Here is a 15864-nt window from a genome sequence, read left to right as displayed (position 1 = left end):
CACTACAGATGCGCCTTGTGGGGCCCCACGACAAGGTTTGCTGCAAATCTTTCACAGCCTCGTGTCGAAATAGGGTCAAATGTTTCAATCCTGCGCCAAGTATCCTAGATATCATCTGTCCCCTGCGGAGTAGCACCAAACCATGAGCTTTGCCCCCGATATCACCGAACAACTGGCGCGTGCGCGGGCCGATCTGCGGATGGGCGTGCCTGTGGTGTTTACGGGCGAGCAGGCCGTGCTGGTACTGGCTGCCGAAACGCTCAGCGCACAGCGGCTCGCAGATGTGCTGGCCTTGGGCGGGGCACCTGTGCTGGCCATCACAGCGCGGCGTGCAGAAACGCTCAAGGCGCGGGCCTATGATGGCGATCTGGCACGGATCGTGCTGCCCGACGACGCGACATCTGCCTGGGTCCAAAGCGTTGCCGACCCCGCCGATGACCTCCGCGCACCGATGAAAGGCCCATTGCGCAGCGCCCGAGATGGGGATGCAGCGGCACATCGCGCTGCGCTGCACCTGATCAAGGCCGCGCGGCTGCTGCCTGCCGCTGTGGTGTTGGACTTGTCCGATGGGTCGACCTTTGCCCGGCAAAACGGTCTGACAGTCATAGACCTCGCCGCCGCCAAAACGGTTCTGGCCGAACGCAGCCCGCTGCACCCGGTCATCCATGCCCGCCTGCCGATGGAGGTCTCCGACGCCGGACGGCTGCATATCTTTCGCCCCGATGACGGCGCCGAGGAACATTACGCCATCGAAATCGGCCGCCCCGATCGCGCCAGCCCCGTGTTGGCGCGCCTGCATTCGGCCTGCTTTACGGGCGATCTGATGGGCAGCCTGAAATGCGACTGCGGCCCACAGCTGCGCGCGGCGCTGGCGCAGATGGGGGCCGAAGGTAACGGTGTGCTGCTGTATCTGAACCAAGAGGGGCGCGGCATTGGCCTGGCGAATAAGATGCGCGCCTATTCCTTGCAAGATCAGGGTTTTGACACGGTCGAAGCGAATCACCGGCTGGGATTCGAGGACGACGAACGCGATTTTCGTATCGGTTCGGATATTCTGAAATCTATGGGCTTTTCCGCCGTTCGGCTGCTGACGAACAACCCCCGCAAGGTAGATATGATGGAACAGAGCGGGATCACGGTCAGCGAGCGCGTTCCCCTGAAGGTCGGCGAGAACAGCCATAATCACGCATATCTGGCGACCAAAGCCGCAAAGTCGGGCCATCTGCTGTGACGCTCGACGATCTGGTACTGACCCCGACCGGCCTTCGGTTTCAGGGTCGGCGGTATCCTTGCAGCATTGGCAGCGGCGGGCGGACGAATTCCAAACGCGAAGGCGACGGGGCAACGCCACGGGGGGTGCTGCAGCTTGTTGGCATGCTTTATCGTGCTGACCGCATGGCAGCCCCGACCGCCTGGGCGCGGCCGATCGGCCCCGGCGACCTGTGGTCAGACGATGCTGCGATGCCCGATTACAATCATTTGGTGCGCGCACCCTATGACGGCAGGTCCGAGTCCTTGCGCCGCGCTGATCCGATGTATGATTTGGTTATCCTGACAGACTGGAACTGGCCCGATGCAGAGCCGGGGCGTGGATCTGCGATTTTCATCCACCAATGGCGGCGGCGCGGCGCGCCTACAGCGGGATGCGCTGCCGTTTCACGACCGCATCTGCATCATATCGCCCGGCAGATAACCCCGCAAACGCGGCTGATTATCCGGTAACGCGTTCGCCAAAGATCGCAGAGCCGACACGCACATGGGTCGCACCCAGTGCGATGGCGCGTTCGAAATCACCGCTCATGCCCATCGACAGGCCTGTCAAATCGTTGCGGGCCGCAATCTTGGCCAACAGTGCGAAATGCAGGCTGGGTTCTTCGTCAACCGGAGGGATGCACATCAGACCACGCAGGGGTAGGTCCAGCGCACAACATTCTGCGATGAACGCATCGGCATCGGCAGGCAGGACGCCTGCCTTTTGTGGCTCTTCGCCAGTGTTGACTTGAACGAACAGGTCGGGGCAACGGCCAAGGTCTTGCGCCAACCGCGCCAAGGCATTCGCCAGCTTTGGACGGTCCAGCGTGTGGATCGCGTTGGCCAGTTCCATCGCCTGACGGACCTTGTTGCTTTGCAGCGGACCGATCAGATGTAGGTCAACACCGTCGAAATCCTTGCGAAAATCGGGCCATTTGCCTGCCGCTTCCTGCACCTTGTTTTCGCCAAAACAGCGATGCCCTTGTTCCAGCACCTCGCGCACGCGGGAATCAGGCTGAACCTTGCTGACCGCGATCAACGTCACCGATCCCGGAACGCGCCCAGCATCTTTTTCGGCTTTCGCGATCCGGTTCTGAATGTCTTGCAAGCTCATGTTTTGGCCCTCCTGATACGGGGTGCACAGAACAACAGCGGCGCGCAAAAGAAAAGGGGCAGACCAATGGCCTGCCCCAATATTCAGAGTATGTCGTTCAACTTAGAAGTTGAAGCGAACACCCAGGTCGGCAACTGTCGCACCGGACAGACGCTTCGCAACACCACCGCGCAGCGATGTACCGCCGCCCAGGTCGTGGTTGAAGTCGATACCGTAGCCTGTGTTGGCTGCGAAATCTTGGTCAACAACGTAGACTTCTACGTCTGTTGCTGCGCCAACGTCAAAGCGACCGGCCAGAACGATGCGATCGCCAGCTGTGCCGTTGTCGGCATATGCCAGTGTCACGTCGGCCATGCCGAAGGAACCACCAACCGAAGCGGCCAACTCGGTGTCAGCTGCGTTGTTGGAGTCCTGTGCGCCCAGAGCAAATGTCCAGCCGCTCCATGTGTACGCAACGTAACCGGCGATGCGGTCGTTTACGTCGGAAGCCGACACGTGCACCGACAGGTCGCCTGCGGAGTACATGACTTCAACGCCGTTGTTGCCAGCTGCGCCAGCGCCACCGGAGGAGTATGCATCGCCGCGGAAGTTGTACGCGGTGTAGTCATAGCCCAGACCGGTCAGGCCGAGGTCGATTGGGTACATGCCAGGCATGAATTCCAGAGCGCCGTAGATGTTGCCAACGCCAACTTCCAGACCACCGGAGCGAGCGAAGAAGCGCACACCGTTGATGCCGGTACCGGCAGGACCGTTCGACGTCAGGGTTTCGTCACCGCTTGCTGGGATGCCATCGGGATCGGAAATGCCACCTGTGCTGTCGGTGTTGTTCTGCTGGATGCGAACGCGGGCACCGAAAGTGACGCCAGCGTCAGATTCTGCTGTCGCGTCGATCTGCAGGCGGAAACGCGAAGTCACGTTTGTTGTGGAAGCGCCAGCGCCTGCTGGATCGGTGTACATCACACCAAAACGACCGTAGCCGCCGAAAGTAACGTCTGCTGCTGCAACGCCGGCGGTCGCAACCAGAGCCGTTGTAGCGAAGAGAACTTTTTTCATGAGTTTTCCCTCGGTTTGAATTCACATGCCCAAACCGGGGAATCCGGTAAGGGTATGGAGGGTGTTTGCATCCAATGCCCCGGTCTTGGCAAGGATCGCGCATCGGTTCGCTGCAATGTCGCGGTGGATGGTGCAGCTTTGCCACAGTTTTGTCGCTCGGCCCTGACCCAACGGCGGCTACATACATATAGAGCGCCGCATTCCGAACTGACCTGCGCCCGTTACGCACGACATAGACCCTGCGCACGTTACGAGCGACATAGACCCTGCGCACGTTACGAGCGACATAGACCCTGCGCACGTTACGAGCGACATAGACCCTGCGCCCGTTACGAGCGACATAGACCTTGCCGATGGGGGTCTGCTTGGGTAGACCAGTGGCCAAACAGGCAAAGGATAGCTGGAATGGCGCGTCGTACCGTTTGCAGAATCGCAATCTCTCTCTTGGCACTGGCGGCCCTTAGCGCCTGCGGTGGAGGCCGTATCCTTGGCAGCCCTGCCACTGAGCGCCCAGCGCAGTATACCAATGCCAATAATCCCAATAACATTGAGACTAATCCAAACAACACGATTTGGTCGATCTTCAACCGCAAGAGCAATGACACCAATGTCTCGGTGAACAAATACCTGTGGTCCGCGTCCTTAGAAGTGCTGAATTTTCTACCCGTACAATCAGTTGATCCGTTCACTGGTGTAATTGTCACCGGGTATGGCACACCGCCCGGCGGTGGCCGCGCCTACCGTGCCACCGTGTTGATCGACGATCCGGCGCTTGATGCCCGTTCGCTGAACGTGGCCCTGCAAACCAGCGGCGGCCGCCCCGTCAGCACGGCAACATCGCGCGCTGTCGAAGATGCGATTCTCAGCCGGGCGCGCGAAATGCGCATCGCCGATAACAAGTTCTAAGCCCGCCATATCATCAAACCACGTCAACGCCGGGCCTTTGTGAAAGCAGCAGCCCGGCGTTTTTCATGTCATAAGGTCCGCCCGATGCCCCGCTATACCCCCGCAGAAATCGAAACCCGCTGGCAGCAGGCCTGGGAAAAGGATGGCATTTTTCAGGCCGTCCGTTCCGCGGACAAGCCCAAGTACTACGTGCTTGAGATGTTTCCCTACCCGTCGGGGCGCATCCATATGGGCCATGTGCGCAACTATACGATGGGCGACGTCATCGCGCGTTACAAGATCGCGACGGGCCATAACGTGCTGCACCCGATGGGCTGGGATGCCTTTGGGATGCCTGCCGAAAATGCCGCAATGGCCATCGGCGGTCACCCCGCAGACTGGACCTATGCCAACATTGCCGAGATGAAAAAGCAGATGAAGCCGCTGGGCCTGTCGATCGACTGGTCCCGCGAGATCGCCACCTGCCATCCGGGCTACTACGGGCAGCAACAGGCGCTGTTCCTCGACTTCCTTGATAGCGGACTGGTTTATCGCAAGAATGCTGTGGTGAACTGGGATCCGGTGGATATGACCGTTTTGGCCAACGAACAGGTCGAAGCCGGACGCGGCTGGCGCTCTGGTGCCTTGGTTGAGCGGCGCGAGTTGACACAGTGGTTCTTCAAGATCTCGGACCACTCCGAAGAACTGCTGGCCGCGCTGGACAGTCTTGATAACTGGCCAGCCAAGGTCAAACTGATGCAGGCCAATTGGATCGGCAAATCGCGCGGGCTGCAATTTGCGTTCTCGACTATCGATGCCCCCGAAGGTCATGACCGGATCGAGGTTTACACCACAAGGCCGGACACGCTGCTGGGCGCAGCCTTTGTTGGCGTCTCACCCGATCATCCGCTGGCCAAGGCGCTGGAACGCGATGATGCGGCTGTGGCAGAATTTTGCGCTGAATGCCGTAAGGGTGGCACCACCGAAGAAGCCATTGAGACGGCCGAAAAGCTGGGGTTGGATACTGGTATTCGCGTCCGCCATCCGTTCGATACGGCACACGAACTGCCCGTCTATATCGCCAACTTCATCCTGATGGATTACGGCACCGGCGCCATCTTTGGCTGCCCGGCCCACGATCAGCGCGATTTCGAATTCGCGACCAAATACGGTCTGCCCATCATATCGACCTATCTGCCAAGCGAAGACACCAGCCCGAAACTGTCCGAAGCCTATGTGCCCCCCAAGACCGAAAAGGTCTTTTACAACTCCGGGTTTGCGGGCGACGCATGGCAGACCGGATTGGAAGCCATCGACGCCGCCATCGCCTTTTGCGAGGAAAACGGCATCGGCCAGGGCGTGACCAAGTACCGGCTGCGCGACTGGGGCCTGTCTCGGCAGCGCTATTGGGGCTGCCCGATTCCCGTGGTGCATTGCGATGCCTGCGGCGTGGTGCCGGAAAAGAAAGAAAACCTGCCCATCGAATTGCCCTATGACGTGGATTTTTCCACGCCCGGTAACCCGCTGGACCGGCACCCGACATGGCGCGACTGCGCCTGCCCGGCCTGCGGAGCCGCGGCCAAGCGCGAAACCGATACGATGGACACATTTGTCGATTCGTCGTGGTACTTTGCCCGCTTCACCGCCCCGCGCGCCGACACGCCCACAGTGATGGAAGACGCGCAATACTGGATGAATGTCGATCAATACATCGGCGGCATTGAACACGCGATCCTGCACCTGCTGTATTCCCGGTTCTTTGCACGTGCGATGCAGATCACCGGCCACCTGCCCGAAAGCGCTATTGAACCGTTTGACGCGCTGTTTACGCAGGGCATGGTCACGCATGAGATCTATCAGACTCGCGGTGAAAACGACCGCCCGGTATATCACCTGCCCGAAGATGTGACCGATGGTAAGTTGGCCGACGGCACCGAGGTGGAGATCATTCCCTCTGCGAAAATGTCGAAGTCCAAGAAAAACGTGGTCGACCCGCTTAGCATTATCTCGGCCTATGGGGCCGACACGGCGCGCTGGTTCGTTCTGTCCGATTCGCCCCCCGAACGGGATGTGGAATGGACGGCCTCGGGCGCCGATGCAGCGTTCAAGCACCTCAACCGGGTCTGGAACATCTGTGATCGGGTGGGCGAAATGGACCGCGCCGCCAAGGGTGAAGGCGACGACGATCTGCTGCGCGCCATGCACAAGACGATCCATGACGTGACAATGGGCATCGAATCCTTTGGGTTTAACGCCGCGATTGCAAAACTTTACGCCTTTACCGCAACTTTGCAGAAATCCAAGGCCGGGTACGATGCACAGCGGCAGGCCATCATGACGCTGGCGCAGTTGATGTCACCCATGACGCCGCACCTGTCAGAAGACATCTGGGCGCATCAAGGCGGCGAGGGATTGATTGTCAAAGCGCCTTGGCCACAGGCCGACGAGGCAATGTTGGTAGACGACACCGTCACCCTGCCGATCCAGATCAACGGCAAACGCCGCGCCGAAATACAGGTGCCTGCCGACATGCCTAAGGAAGAGGTTGAAAAAATCGCGCTGGCGCACGAAGCTGTCATTCGAACACTTGACGGGGCCGCTCCGAAAAAGGTCATCGTCGTGCCGGGACGGATTGTGAATGTCGTTGCGTAGAACACCTCGGTTTAATCGCCGTTTTCTGCTGATCCTGCCCCTGCTGGCCCTAAGCGCCTGCGGGTTTCAACCGGTCTATGGGCCGGGCGGGACAGGTGCGGCCCTGCAAAACCGGGTCTTGGTGGACACGCCTGACGACCGCTTTGGCTATTTCCTGGTCCGCGAACTGGAAACCCGGCTGGGCCGTACAAATGCACCTGCTTATGGCCTTGGCTTGACCATCACCACCCAAGAAGACGGGTTGGCAATTGACAGCACGGGCACGACCACCCGTTACAACATCCTTGGCACCGCCGATTTCGCCCTGCGCGACCTGACCACCGGGCAGATCGTGACATCCGGCAAAGTCGAAAGTTTTACCGGCTATTCCGCAACCGGCACCACGGTCGCGACATTGGCGGCGGAGCAGGATGCGCAGAAACGGCTGATGACCATTCTGGCCGATCAGATCGTCACCCGTCTGCACGCCACCGACCTGACACAATGAAACTGTCACCGCGCGATGCCAAGGGTCTGTTCGCGCGCCCCGAAAACGGGCGAACAGGGCTGTTGATCTACGGCGGCGATGCCATGCGCGTTGCGCTGAAACGGCAGGAATTCCTGAAAAACCTGTTAGGTCCGAACGCCGAAGAGGAAATGCGCCTGACCCGCATGCCCGCCGCCGAGTTGCGCCGCGACCCGGCGTTGCTGCTGGATGCAATCAAAGCGGTTGGATTTTTCCCCGGCCCGCGCGCCGCACTGGTCGAAGACGCCAATGACAATATCGCCCAGATCCTGATCAACACGCTGGCGGACTGGCAGACAGGTGACGCGCAGATCGTGGTGACCGGCGGCGACCTCAAGAAAACGTCGAAGGTTCTCAAGGCGTTTGAAACTCACAAGAATGCCTACGCCGCCGCGATCTATGACAACCCGCCCGACCGTGCAGAGATTGAACAGTTGCTCAAAGACGCGGGTCTGACGCCTCAGGACGATACGATGGCCGCGCTTAGCGATCTGGCACGCGTGCTGGACCCCGGTGATTTCCGCCAGACGCTTGAAAAGATCACCCTGTACAAGCTTAGCGACCCCAGCCCGGTTTCCCTGAATGACATCGCCGCCTGCGCGCCCACCTCGACTGAGGCTGAGGTGGACGACATCCTGCATGTGGTGGCCGAGGCCCGAGCGGCTGACATCGGACCGGTGATGAGCAAGCTGCAAGGCCAGGGCGTAAACGCGGTGACCCTGTGCATCATGGCGATTCGACACTTCCGCACGCTTTACCGCATTGCGGCCAGCCCCGGCGCGCCGATCTACGGCGTGCGCGACCGCGACCGCGCGATGCGGCAGGCCAAGCAATGGGGCGCCGCCAAGCTGGAAACCGCATTGGCCGAGTTGACCGACACCGATCTGACGTTGCGATCGGCGGGCCAGCACGCCCCGGCACTGGCATTGGTCGAACGCACCTTTATCCGCCTCGCCATGCTGGGCGCTCAACGCTGACCTTGAAAGGACCTGCCATGTACACTGTCATCGGCGCCACCAAATCCCGTGCCTTCCGCGTTATGTGGATGCTTGAAGAAATCGGTCAGCCCTACGATCTGAACCCCGCTGCCGCGCGGTCGGATGAGGCCAAGAAATTCAACCCGTCGGGCAAGATACCCGCACTGGTTGACGGCGCAGACGTGTTAACCGATTCCGTGGCGATCATGACCTACCTGGCTGATAAGCACGGCCAACTGACCGCCCCCGCAGGCACACCCGACCGGGCGCGGCAGGATGCCATGACGCTCTGGCTGATCGACGAATTTGACGCGATCCTCTGGGCGGCAGCCAAGCACAGCTTTGTCTTTCCCGAAGAGGCACGCGTGCCTGCGATCAAGGAGAGCCTGAGAGCCGAGTTCGAACGCGCCGCGGCCACTCTGTCTGACAGGCTGGACGGGCCGTTTCTGATGGGCGATCAGATCAGCCTGCCGGATTTGCTGGCAGTACATTGCATCAACTGGTCGATTGGGGCGAATTTTCCGCGCGTGGATGACAAGCTGAACCTCTGGGCCAAATCCATGCGGGACCGCCCGGCTTTTCAGGCCGCTATGGCCAAGGAAAACGGCTAGGGGTTGGCCGCCCACTCTGCTGCGCGCAGTCCGGCCCAACGCCCCGTCGCCAAACATCCGTTGATCAGGTAGCCCCCGGTAGGGGCTTCCCAATCCAGCATCTCACCAGCCACAAACACCCCCGGCAGATCGCGCAACATCAGCCCATCGTCCAGCGCGTCAAAGCGCACGCCGCCAGCCGTTGAAATCGCCTGATCCATCGGGCGCAACCCTGAATGCGTGATCGGCAGCGACTTGAGCAGCTTGGCAAGCGCCGAAAGGTCCTGCGGCAACGGCCGCGCCATCTCCTGCGCCAACGCGATCTGCGCCGGGCTGAGTTTCAGCATTTTACGCAGATGGTTGGCCATGCTCGCCTTGCCACGGTGGCGCGCCAGGCGTTCCGCCACCTGTTCAACCGTCAGATCGGGCAGCAGGTCAATCAACAGCGCCTTCCCCTCGCGCAGACCACGCGACACCGAGTAGACCCCGCCGCCTTCCAGCCCATGACGCGAGATCACTGCCTCGCCGCGCGATGCGAATACCCCGGCGGACAGCGCAATACCTTTCAACGCCGCGCCAAAATGTTGTGCCATGTGATCGGACCAATTCACCGAAACGCCGGCGTTGGCAGGGGCAAAATCGGCCAATGGCACGCCCCGCGCGGCGAGCAGGGTGGCCCATTCACCCGTGGCCCCCAGACGCGCCCAGCTTGCCCCGCCCAGTGCCAAAACGGTCACATCGGCAGCAATCACCTGAACGCCCTGAGGCGTTTCAAATGACAGCTCCTCATCCTGCCAACCTGTCCAGCGCCACCGGGTGTTGATCTGCACCCCATGATCTGCCAGCCGCTTCAACCATGCCCGCAGCAACGGCGATGCTTTCATCGCGCGTGGAAATACCCGTCCGGTTGATCCTGTGAACACATCCTGCCCAAGCCCTTCGGCCCAGGCCTGCACGGTCGTGTTGTCAAAGGTGCCAAGCATCTGGCGCAGCGGGCCGGTGGCCTCGGCATATGCAGCCATAAACGGTTCTTGCGCTTCTGCCTTGGTCAGGTTCAACCCCGATTTACCAGCCATCAAAAACTTGCGCCCAACTGACGGCTTTGCCTCGCACAGGGTGACAGTGCAGCCGGCCTTAGCCAACATTTCGGCCGCCATAAGCCCTGCCGGACCACCGCCGATGACCAGCGCGCGTGTCATCGGCGCGTTGGTGGGGCTGCGCGCTCCGTCTCACTGGCGCACATCGCTTTGATGCCGCCGGCAACCTCGGCGGACGCGGCAAGGGTATCGGCCAATAGGTCCGTGGTCTGGTCAATCAGCCGATCCGCAGGCACGATCCGATCGATCAAGCCAAAGCTCAGGGCCTCATCTGCGGTGATCTTTTGTCCAGCCATCAAAATCAACTTGGTTCGTGCGGGGCCAATCAGCGCTGCCATGCGCGCCGGGTCTGAAGCTTGCGGCAGGAACCCGAGTTTCATCACCGGGTAGAAAAACCGCGCCTCTGGCACCGCGATCCGCAGATCACAGGCCAGAGCCATCCCCATCGCGCCACCGGCGATCGTGCCGTTCAGCGCCGCAATGCTAAGCCCCGGCAGCGCCGCGATGGCGCCAGACAGACGTTCCCAAACATCGGATTTCGCAAGCCCGGCGCGGGCTTCGTCCAGATCGGCCCCGGCGCTGAACACCTTGCCTTGCCCGGTCAGAATAACAGCACGCGCTGTTTGCGCCTGCTCCATGATTTCGGCCAGCTCTACCAGCATCGCATGGGTCAGCGAATTGGCCTTTTCGGGGCGGTTCAGGGTGACCGTCCAGACGTCAGCGGCGCGGGTGAGCTCTATCATGTCAGCCCGACAGCGCGGCGTACGTCCTCGTCACGCAGCGAGATTTCCTCGCCTAGAAAGCGGTCCGCCTCGGGGCTGCACATCCATAGCAATGTCCGCGCAGGCCAATCGGCAGGGACATGCACCTCCCAATCGAGCTGGCTGACAGGGTTGATCCCACTGGCCTTGATCTCGCGCTGCATTTGCGTGGCGACGGTGCCGGGCGACAGGCCAATTGCGCGAATGCCATTGTTGGCTTCTTCCAGATGCAGGCAGCGCGTCATCATGTTCGCCGCGGCCTTGGAGGCGCAGTAGTGGCTCCAGGCTTCGATCGGGCTGTGGGCGGCACCCGACGAGATAGTCAGAATGGACCCTCCCCCGGCGGCTTTCATGACCGGAAGCGCCGCGCGCATGCCGTTAAATACGCCTTTGACATTGATGTCGATCACCTGACCCCAATCATTTGGATTGGCCTCAGCCAGATGCGAGATCGGGTCGATCACGCCCGCATTGTTGACCAACACGTCGAGCCCCCCAAACGCCCGGATCGTCGTTTCAACGGCCGAGTCGACTTCGCCGAATCGGGCAACGTTGCAGGGGATGGCGATGGCACGGCTGCCGATCTCACCCGCGAGATCGGCAATAGCGTCCTGCGAGCGCGCCAGCAGCGCCACATTGGCCCCGGCATTGGCGAAAACCCGCGCGGTTTCAGCGCCGATACCGCGGCTTGCACCGGTGATCAGTATCGTCTTGCCTGTCATATCCATCGCATCATTCCTCTGAAGGGTCTTTTGTACATTTTTCCTGCCCTGTGGTAATCTGCCGAAGGGGTATGGTCCAGTCCTGTGCAGCCTTGACGCTGCGAGGCGATTGGCAGACGTTGCCTCGATCAATTGCCACAAGGAATTTCATCATGTCCCGATTTACCCTTCCAAGCTTTGCTCTGGCTCTGCCCGTCACCCTGCTATCCCAAGCCGCATTTGCCGATCTTACCCCCGCCGAGGTGTGGGGCGACTGGCGTCAGTATATGGAGGGGATGGGGTACAAGATTGACGCAAAAGAGGCCCCGGATGGCGACAATCTGATTGTCAGCGACATCGCACTTCAGATGGAACTACCCGAAGACGAAGGCTCCATGTCGATGTCGTTGGGCACCCTGACCTTTACGCAGAACAGCGACGGCTCCGTGGCGATCGTGATGCCAGAGGCGATGCCGATGACCATCAACATTACGCCCGAAGGCGACGATGCGAAACCTGTCGAACTGGTGTTGAACTACGCCCAAACTGGCCACGCCATGACGGCGAGCGGATCGTCGGACGAGTTGAAGTACGATTACAATGCCGACACCATCTCGGTTACATTGGATCGCGTGCAGGTGGGTCCGGATACCTTTGGCGAGGAAAATGCCAAGATAAATGTGATTGCGACGGGCGTCAGCAGCAGCACCGACATGATCATTGGCGACCTGCGTGAGTACACCCAGACAGGTCAGGTCGACAGCGTGCAATACGACATAGCCATCAAGAACCCCGAAGATCCGGTGGCGGTCGCCATCAAGGGTGGTTTGTCTGGCCTGAACTTTGACGGTATTGGCAAGATCCCTATGACATTGGTCGATGCCAGCGATATGGCCGCGATGCTGGCGGCGGGTTTTTCCGTTGATGGCAACGTCACCTTGGGCGCCGGTAACACGGAAATGAATGTATCTGACCCGGAAAACGGCGACTTCGCGCTGACCTCGTCGTCGTCCGGGGGCAATCTGAGCGTTGAAATGGGTGCCGAGGGGCTGGCCTATGCCGGCGGGCAAAAAGACATCGACGTCAACATCACCGCCACCGCTATGCCATTTCCGATTGCCATAAGCATGGCCGAAGGTGGGTTCAACCTGAAGATGCCGGTTTCCAAGTCCGACGACCCACAGGATTTTGCGCTTGGCTTCACGCTGGACCAGTTCAAAATGTCGGACATGATCTGGGGTATTTTTGACCCAACCGGCCAATTACCCCGCGATCCTGCGACACTGGTTGTCGATCTGTCGGGCAAGGCGAAACTGCTGTTTGACCTGATGGACCCCGATTCAGCGGCCAAGATGGGCGAAGCTGAACCTGGCGAACTTCAGGCGTTGACGGTGAACAAGCTGGCGCTGGATGCAGTAGGGGCCAAATTCGACGGGTCGGGCGATTTCACCTTCGACAACAGTGACAAGGTCACCTTTGACGGAATGCCCAAGCCGGTAGGTGCAGTTGATCTGTCGTTGGTTGGAGGCAATGGGTTGCTCGACAAACTGGTCGCCATGGGCCTTTTGCCAGAAGAGCAGGCAATGGGCGCGCGGATGATGATGGGTCTCTTTGCGGTTCCGGGTGATGGCGAAGACACGCTGAAATCCAAGATCGAATTTACGGACGAGGGGCAGATCCTCGCCAACGGTCAGCGGATCAAGTAATTTCCGCCCGGATGACCAGGATGGGCGTGCCTGCGGGTGCGCCCATTTTCATTTGCGACCATGCTGGAGCGGGAAAAATTGCCGCTGCCCTTGCCCCTCCTCCGGCAGGGGGCTACCCCTCTGGACAACCAATCGGAGCCTTTGCATGACGCAGCCACTTGATGCCCTGACCAAATCCTTGCTCAAAGCCGCCGAGGCCGCCGGGGCGGATGCCGCTGACGCCATGGCAATCAGTGCGCGTTCGGTTTCCATCGACGTTCGCGGCGGCGCGTTAGAGCAGGCCGAACGCTCTGAAGGGGTCGACATCGGCCTGCGGGTCTTTGTCGGCCAGCGGTCGGCGCATGTGTCTGCCTCAGACATATCGCAACGCACGATCGACGAAATGGCCGCCCGCGCTGTGGCCATGGCCCGCGAAGCGCCAGAAGACCCCCATGCGGGCCTCGCGATGGCGGATCAACTGGCAACCAATTGGAACGTGCAGGCACTGGAATTGCATGACCCCGATGCCGAACCAGCGGCAGCAAGTTTGCAAGACGACGCAGCGCGCGCCGAAGCGGCGGCGCTTGCTGTGAAGGGCGTGTCACAGGTGCAATCGGCCAGTGCCGGGTACGGCGCGCAGCAAGTATATCTCGCGGCGACCAACGGCTTTGAGGGCGGCTATGCCCGGACCAACCGTGGCACGTCCTGCGTTGCTATCGTCGGCAGTGGAACCGCGATGGAACGGGACTACGATGGCGACAGCCGCATCTTTCAGGCAGATATGCGCGACCCCGAGGACATTGGCACCAGCGCCGCCACCCGCGCCTTGGCACGGCAAGGGGCGATCAAACCGCCGACAGGCAGCTATCCGGTGCTGTTTGATGAACGTGTGTCCTCGTCGCTGATCGGGCATCTGCTGGCAGCCAGCAATGGCAGCGCTATCTCGCGTGGCGCATCCTGGCTGCGCGGTGCATTGGGTGACAGTGTCCTGCCCGAAGGAATATCCCTGGTCGAAGACCCACACCGCCCCCGCGCTTCGGGATCGCGCCCATTTGATGGCGAAGGGTTGCCCACCGCGCGCCGCGCCATCGTGGAAAACGGGGTTTTGCAGGGCTGGACCCTTGATCTGGCAACCGCGCGCAAGCTGGGACTGGCCTCTACCGGGAACGCGGCGCGCGGCACCGGGTCTGGCCCGCAGCCGTCAAACTGGAACATCGCGCTGACCCAGGGCAGCGCCAGTCGCGAGGATCTGATCCGTGACATGGGCACCGGCCTGCTGGTGACCTCGATGATCGGCAGCACGATCAATCCCAACACCGGCGACTATTCACGCGGGGCAGCGGGGCTTTGGATCGAGAACGGTGAAATCACCCATGCGGTCAGCGGCTGCACCATCGCGGGCAATCTGCGCGACATGCTGCGCAGCGTGATCCCCGCCAACGATGCCCGCACCCATCTCAGCCAGGTGGTGCCGTCCTTGCTGGTGACGGGAATGACCCTTGCAGGCGCATGATGATCTTTCGCTTCTGATCGAAGCGGCGCGTCAGGCGGGTCGCGTGGCCAGCAGATTTGCGGGTCCGACCGCGAAACGCTGGGACAAACCTGACGACGCAGGGCCCGTGACCGAGGCAGATCTGGCTGTTAATGAACAATTGCTGGCGACGCTGCGCCCGGCACGGCCCAACTATGGCTGGCTGTCAGAGGAAAGCGAAGACACCGAAGCCCGGCTGGCGCATGATCAGGTGTTCATCATTGATCCCATCGACGGAACGCGTAGCTTTGTCGCGGGCGAAACGACTTGGGCACATTCGCTGGCCATCGCCACCGCAGGAGAAGTCACCGCCGCTGTTGTCTATCTACCGTTGCGCGACAGATTGTTTGCAGCGGCCAAGGGTCAGGGCGCCACATTGAACGGCAAACCGATCAAAACAACGGGCCTCAACGATCTGGCGCAGGCCACCGTTCTGGCCGCGCGGCCTGCGCTGGTGGCCGAGCGTTGGCACGGCGGCGCGGCGCCTGCGTTCCGGCGCAGCTATCGCCCCTCACTGGCCTATCGCATGGCATTAGTGGCACAGGGCCGTTTCGACGCCATGGTCACTCTGCGACGGACTTGGGAATGGGACATTGCCGCTGGCACGTTGATCGTCGCGGAAGCGGGCGGGGCCAGCACCACGACCTCCGGCGCACCGCTGCGTTTCAACAATGCCGATCCGCGCGTTGACGGAATTGTATCGGGCGGCACTGCCGTACAGAGGGCCCTGATTGACGCCCTTGCGTGACCGCGCCCATCTGGGTACCCACGTGTCAGGCTTCAAAGCAAATCTGACGAAACAAAGGACAGAACCATGACCCAGCGCCTGCACCTTGTATTTGGTGGCGAACTTGTCGATCCGACGAAAAACGCCTTCAAAAATGTCGATGACATCCACATCGTCGGCATTTTCCCGGATTACGCCGGCGCCTATAACGCATGGAAAGCCGAAGCGCACCGGACCGTAGATAACGCCCATATGCGCTATTTCATCGCGCATCTACACCGCCTGCGGGACGAAGAAAAAGCCGCCTCTTCAACCGAAGAGCTGGGCTAAGGCAC

At 60.8% G+C, this 15864-nt stretch carries 16 protein-coding genes; 11 read left to right on the top strand and 5 right to left on the bottom strand.

Going from position 1 to position 15864, the window contains the following annotated elements:
* The first annotated feature begins 142 nt into the window (after positions 1-142).
* Both ribA and AC1965_RS01755 read left to right on the top strand, forming a co-directional pair.
* On the top strand, positions 143-1231 hold the full coding sequence (ribA, locus tag AC1965_RS01760) for a GTP cyclohydrolase II (RefSeq protein WP_483885596.1): 1089 nt from the start codon (positions 143-145) through the stop codon (positions 1229-1231).
* Positions 1228-1722, top strand: a complete 495-nt coding sequence (locus AC1965_RS01755) for a L,D-transpeptidase family protein (protein WP_483885595.1) — start codon at positions 1228-1230, stop codon at positions 1720-1722. Before ribA ends, AC1965_RS01755 begins: the two co-directional genes overlap by 4 nt.
* Here the strand turns inward: AC1965_RS01755 and AC1965_RS01750 are convergent.
* Positions 1712-2365: a YggS family pyridoxal phosphate-dependent enzyme gene (locus tag AC1965_RS01750; protein WP_483885594.1), complete on the bottom strand. Its 654-nt coding sequence runs from the start codon at positions 2363-2365 to the stop codon at positions 1712-1714. The genes AC1965_RS01755 and AC1965_RS01750 overlap by 11 nt on opposite strands.
* Before the next feature lie 102 nt (positions 2366-2467).
* Complete coding sequence (locus AC1965_RS01745) at positions 2468-3418, bottom strand: porin (RefSeq protein ID WP_483885593.1); 951 nt, start codon at positions 3416-3418, stop codon at positions 2468-2470.
* Between the two features lie 405 nt (positions 3419-3823).
* Here AC1965_RS01745 and AC1965_RS01740 point away from each other — a divergent pair, with 405 nt between their 5' ends.
* The 5 genes from AC1965_RS01740 to AC1965_RS01720 all read left to right on the top strand — a co-directional run bounded on the left by AC1965_RS01740 (position 3824) and on the right by AC1965_RS01720 (position 9048).
* Positions 3824-4324 (top strand): DUF3576 domain-containing protein, encoded by a 501-nt coding sequence (locus tag AC1965_RS01740; protein WP_483885592.1) that lies wholly within the window; start codon positions 3824-3826, stop codon positions 4322-4324.
* Between the two features lie 84 nt (positions 4325-4408).
* Positions 4409-6955: a leucine--tRNA ligase gene (gene leuS / locus AC1965_RS01735; RefSeq protein WP_483885591.1), complete on the top strand. Its 2547-nt coding sequence runs from the start codon at positions 4409-4411 to the stop codon at positions 6953-6955.
* Complete coding sequence (lptE, locus tag AC1965_RS01730) at positions 6942-7442, top strand: LPS assembly lipoprotein LptE (protein WP_483885590.1); 501 nt, start codon at positions 6942-6944, stop codon at positions 7440-7442. The genes leuS and lptE overlap by 14 nt, the downstream gene beginning before the upstream one ends.
* Positions 7439-8437 carry a DNA polymerase III subunit delta gene (holA, locus tag AC1965_RS01725; protein ID WP_483885589.1) on the top strand — a complete coding sequence of 333 codons (999 nt, stop codon included), beginning with the start codon at positions 7439-7441 and terminating at the stop codon, positions 8435-8437. The genes lptE and holA overlap by 4 nt, the downstream gene beginning before the upstream one ends.
* Positions 8438-8454: 17 nt before the next feature.
* Positions 8455-9048: a glutathione S-transferase family protein gene (locus AC1965_RS01720; RefSeq protein ID WP_483885588.1), complete on the top strand. Its 594-nt coding sequence runs from the start codon at positions 8455-8457 to the stop codon at positions 9046-9048.
* Here AC1965_RS01720 and AC1965_RS01715 read toward each other — a convergent pair.
* The 3 genes from AC1965_RS01715 to AC1965_RS01705 are packed head-to-tail and all read right to left on the bottom strand — an operon-like array spanning position 9045 to position 11613.
* The gene (locus AC1965_RS01715; protein WP_483885587.1) at positions 9045-10226 is read right to left on the bottom strand and encodes a TIGR03862 family flavoprotein; all 1182 of its coding nucleotides are present in this window, start codon (positions 10224-10226) and stop codon (positions 9045-9047) included. The genes AC1965_RS01720 and AC1965_RS01715 overlap by 4 nt on opposite strands.
* Positions 10223-10867 carry an enoyl-CoA hydratase/isomerase family protein gene (locus AC1965_RS01710; protein ID WP_483885586.1) on the bottom strand — a complete coding sequence of 215 codons (645 nt, stop codon included), beginning with the start codon at positions 10865-10867 and terminating at the stop codon, positions 10223-10225. The genes AC1965_RS01715 and AC1965_RS01710 overlap by 4 nt, the downstream gene beginning before the upstream one ends.
* Entirely contained in the window at positions 10864-11613 is a 750-nt protein-coding gene (locus tag AC1965_RS01705; RefSeq protein ID WP_483885585.1) for an SDR family oxidoreductase, read from the bottom strand. Before AC1965_RS01705 ends, AC1965_RS01710 begins: the two co-directional genes overlap by 4 nt.
* A 146-nt stretch (positions 11614-11759) precedes the next feature.
* On the opposite strand from AC1965_RS01705, the gene AC1965_RS01700 reads away from it, so the two are divergent.
* From AC1965_RS01700 to AC1965_RS01685, 4 genes are all read left to right on the top strand, one after another.
* Positions 11760-13292: a DUF2125 domain-containing protein gene (locus AC1965_RS01700; protein ID WP_483885584.1), complete on the top strand. Its 1533-nt coding sequence runs from the start codon at positions 11760-11762 to the stop codon at positions 13290-13292.
* A gap of 145 nt (positions 13293-13437) precedes the next feature.
* Positions 13438-14784, top strand: a complete 1347-nt coding sequence (locus tag AC1965_RS01695) for a TldD/PmbA family protein (RefSeq protein WP_483885583.1) — start codon at positions 13438-13440, stop codon at positions 14782-14784.
* Positions 14771-15550: an inositol monophosphatase family protein gene (locus AC1965_RS01690; protein WP_483885582.1), complete on the top strand. Its 780-nt coding sequence runs from the start codon at positions 14771-14773 to the stop codon at positions 15548-15550. The genes AC1965_RS01695 and AC1965_RS01690 overlap by 14 nt, the downstream gene beginning before the upstream one ends.
* 66 nt (positions 15551-15616) lie before the next feature.
* Positions 15617-15859, top strand: coding sequence for a DUF4170 domain-containing protein (locus tag AC1965_RS01685; RefSeq protein ID WP_483885581.1), 243 nt, complete (start codon positions 15617-15619; stop codon positions 15857-15859).
* Positions 15860-15864: the final 5 nt, after the last annotated feature.

It is taken from the genome of Sulfitobacter sp. KMM 9851 (assembly GCF_057178245.1).
The sequence above is the reverse complement of the archived record's forward strand: the minus strand, read 5'-3'. Positions and strand labels throughout refer to the sequence as shown.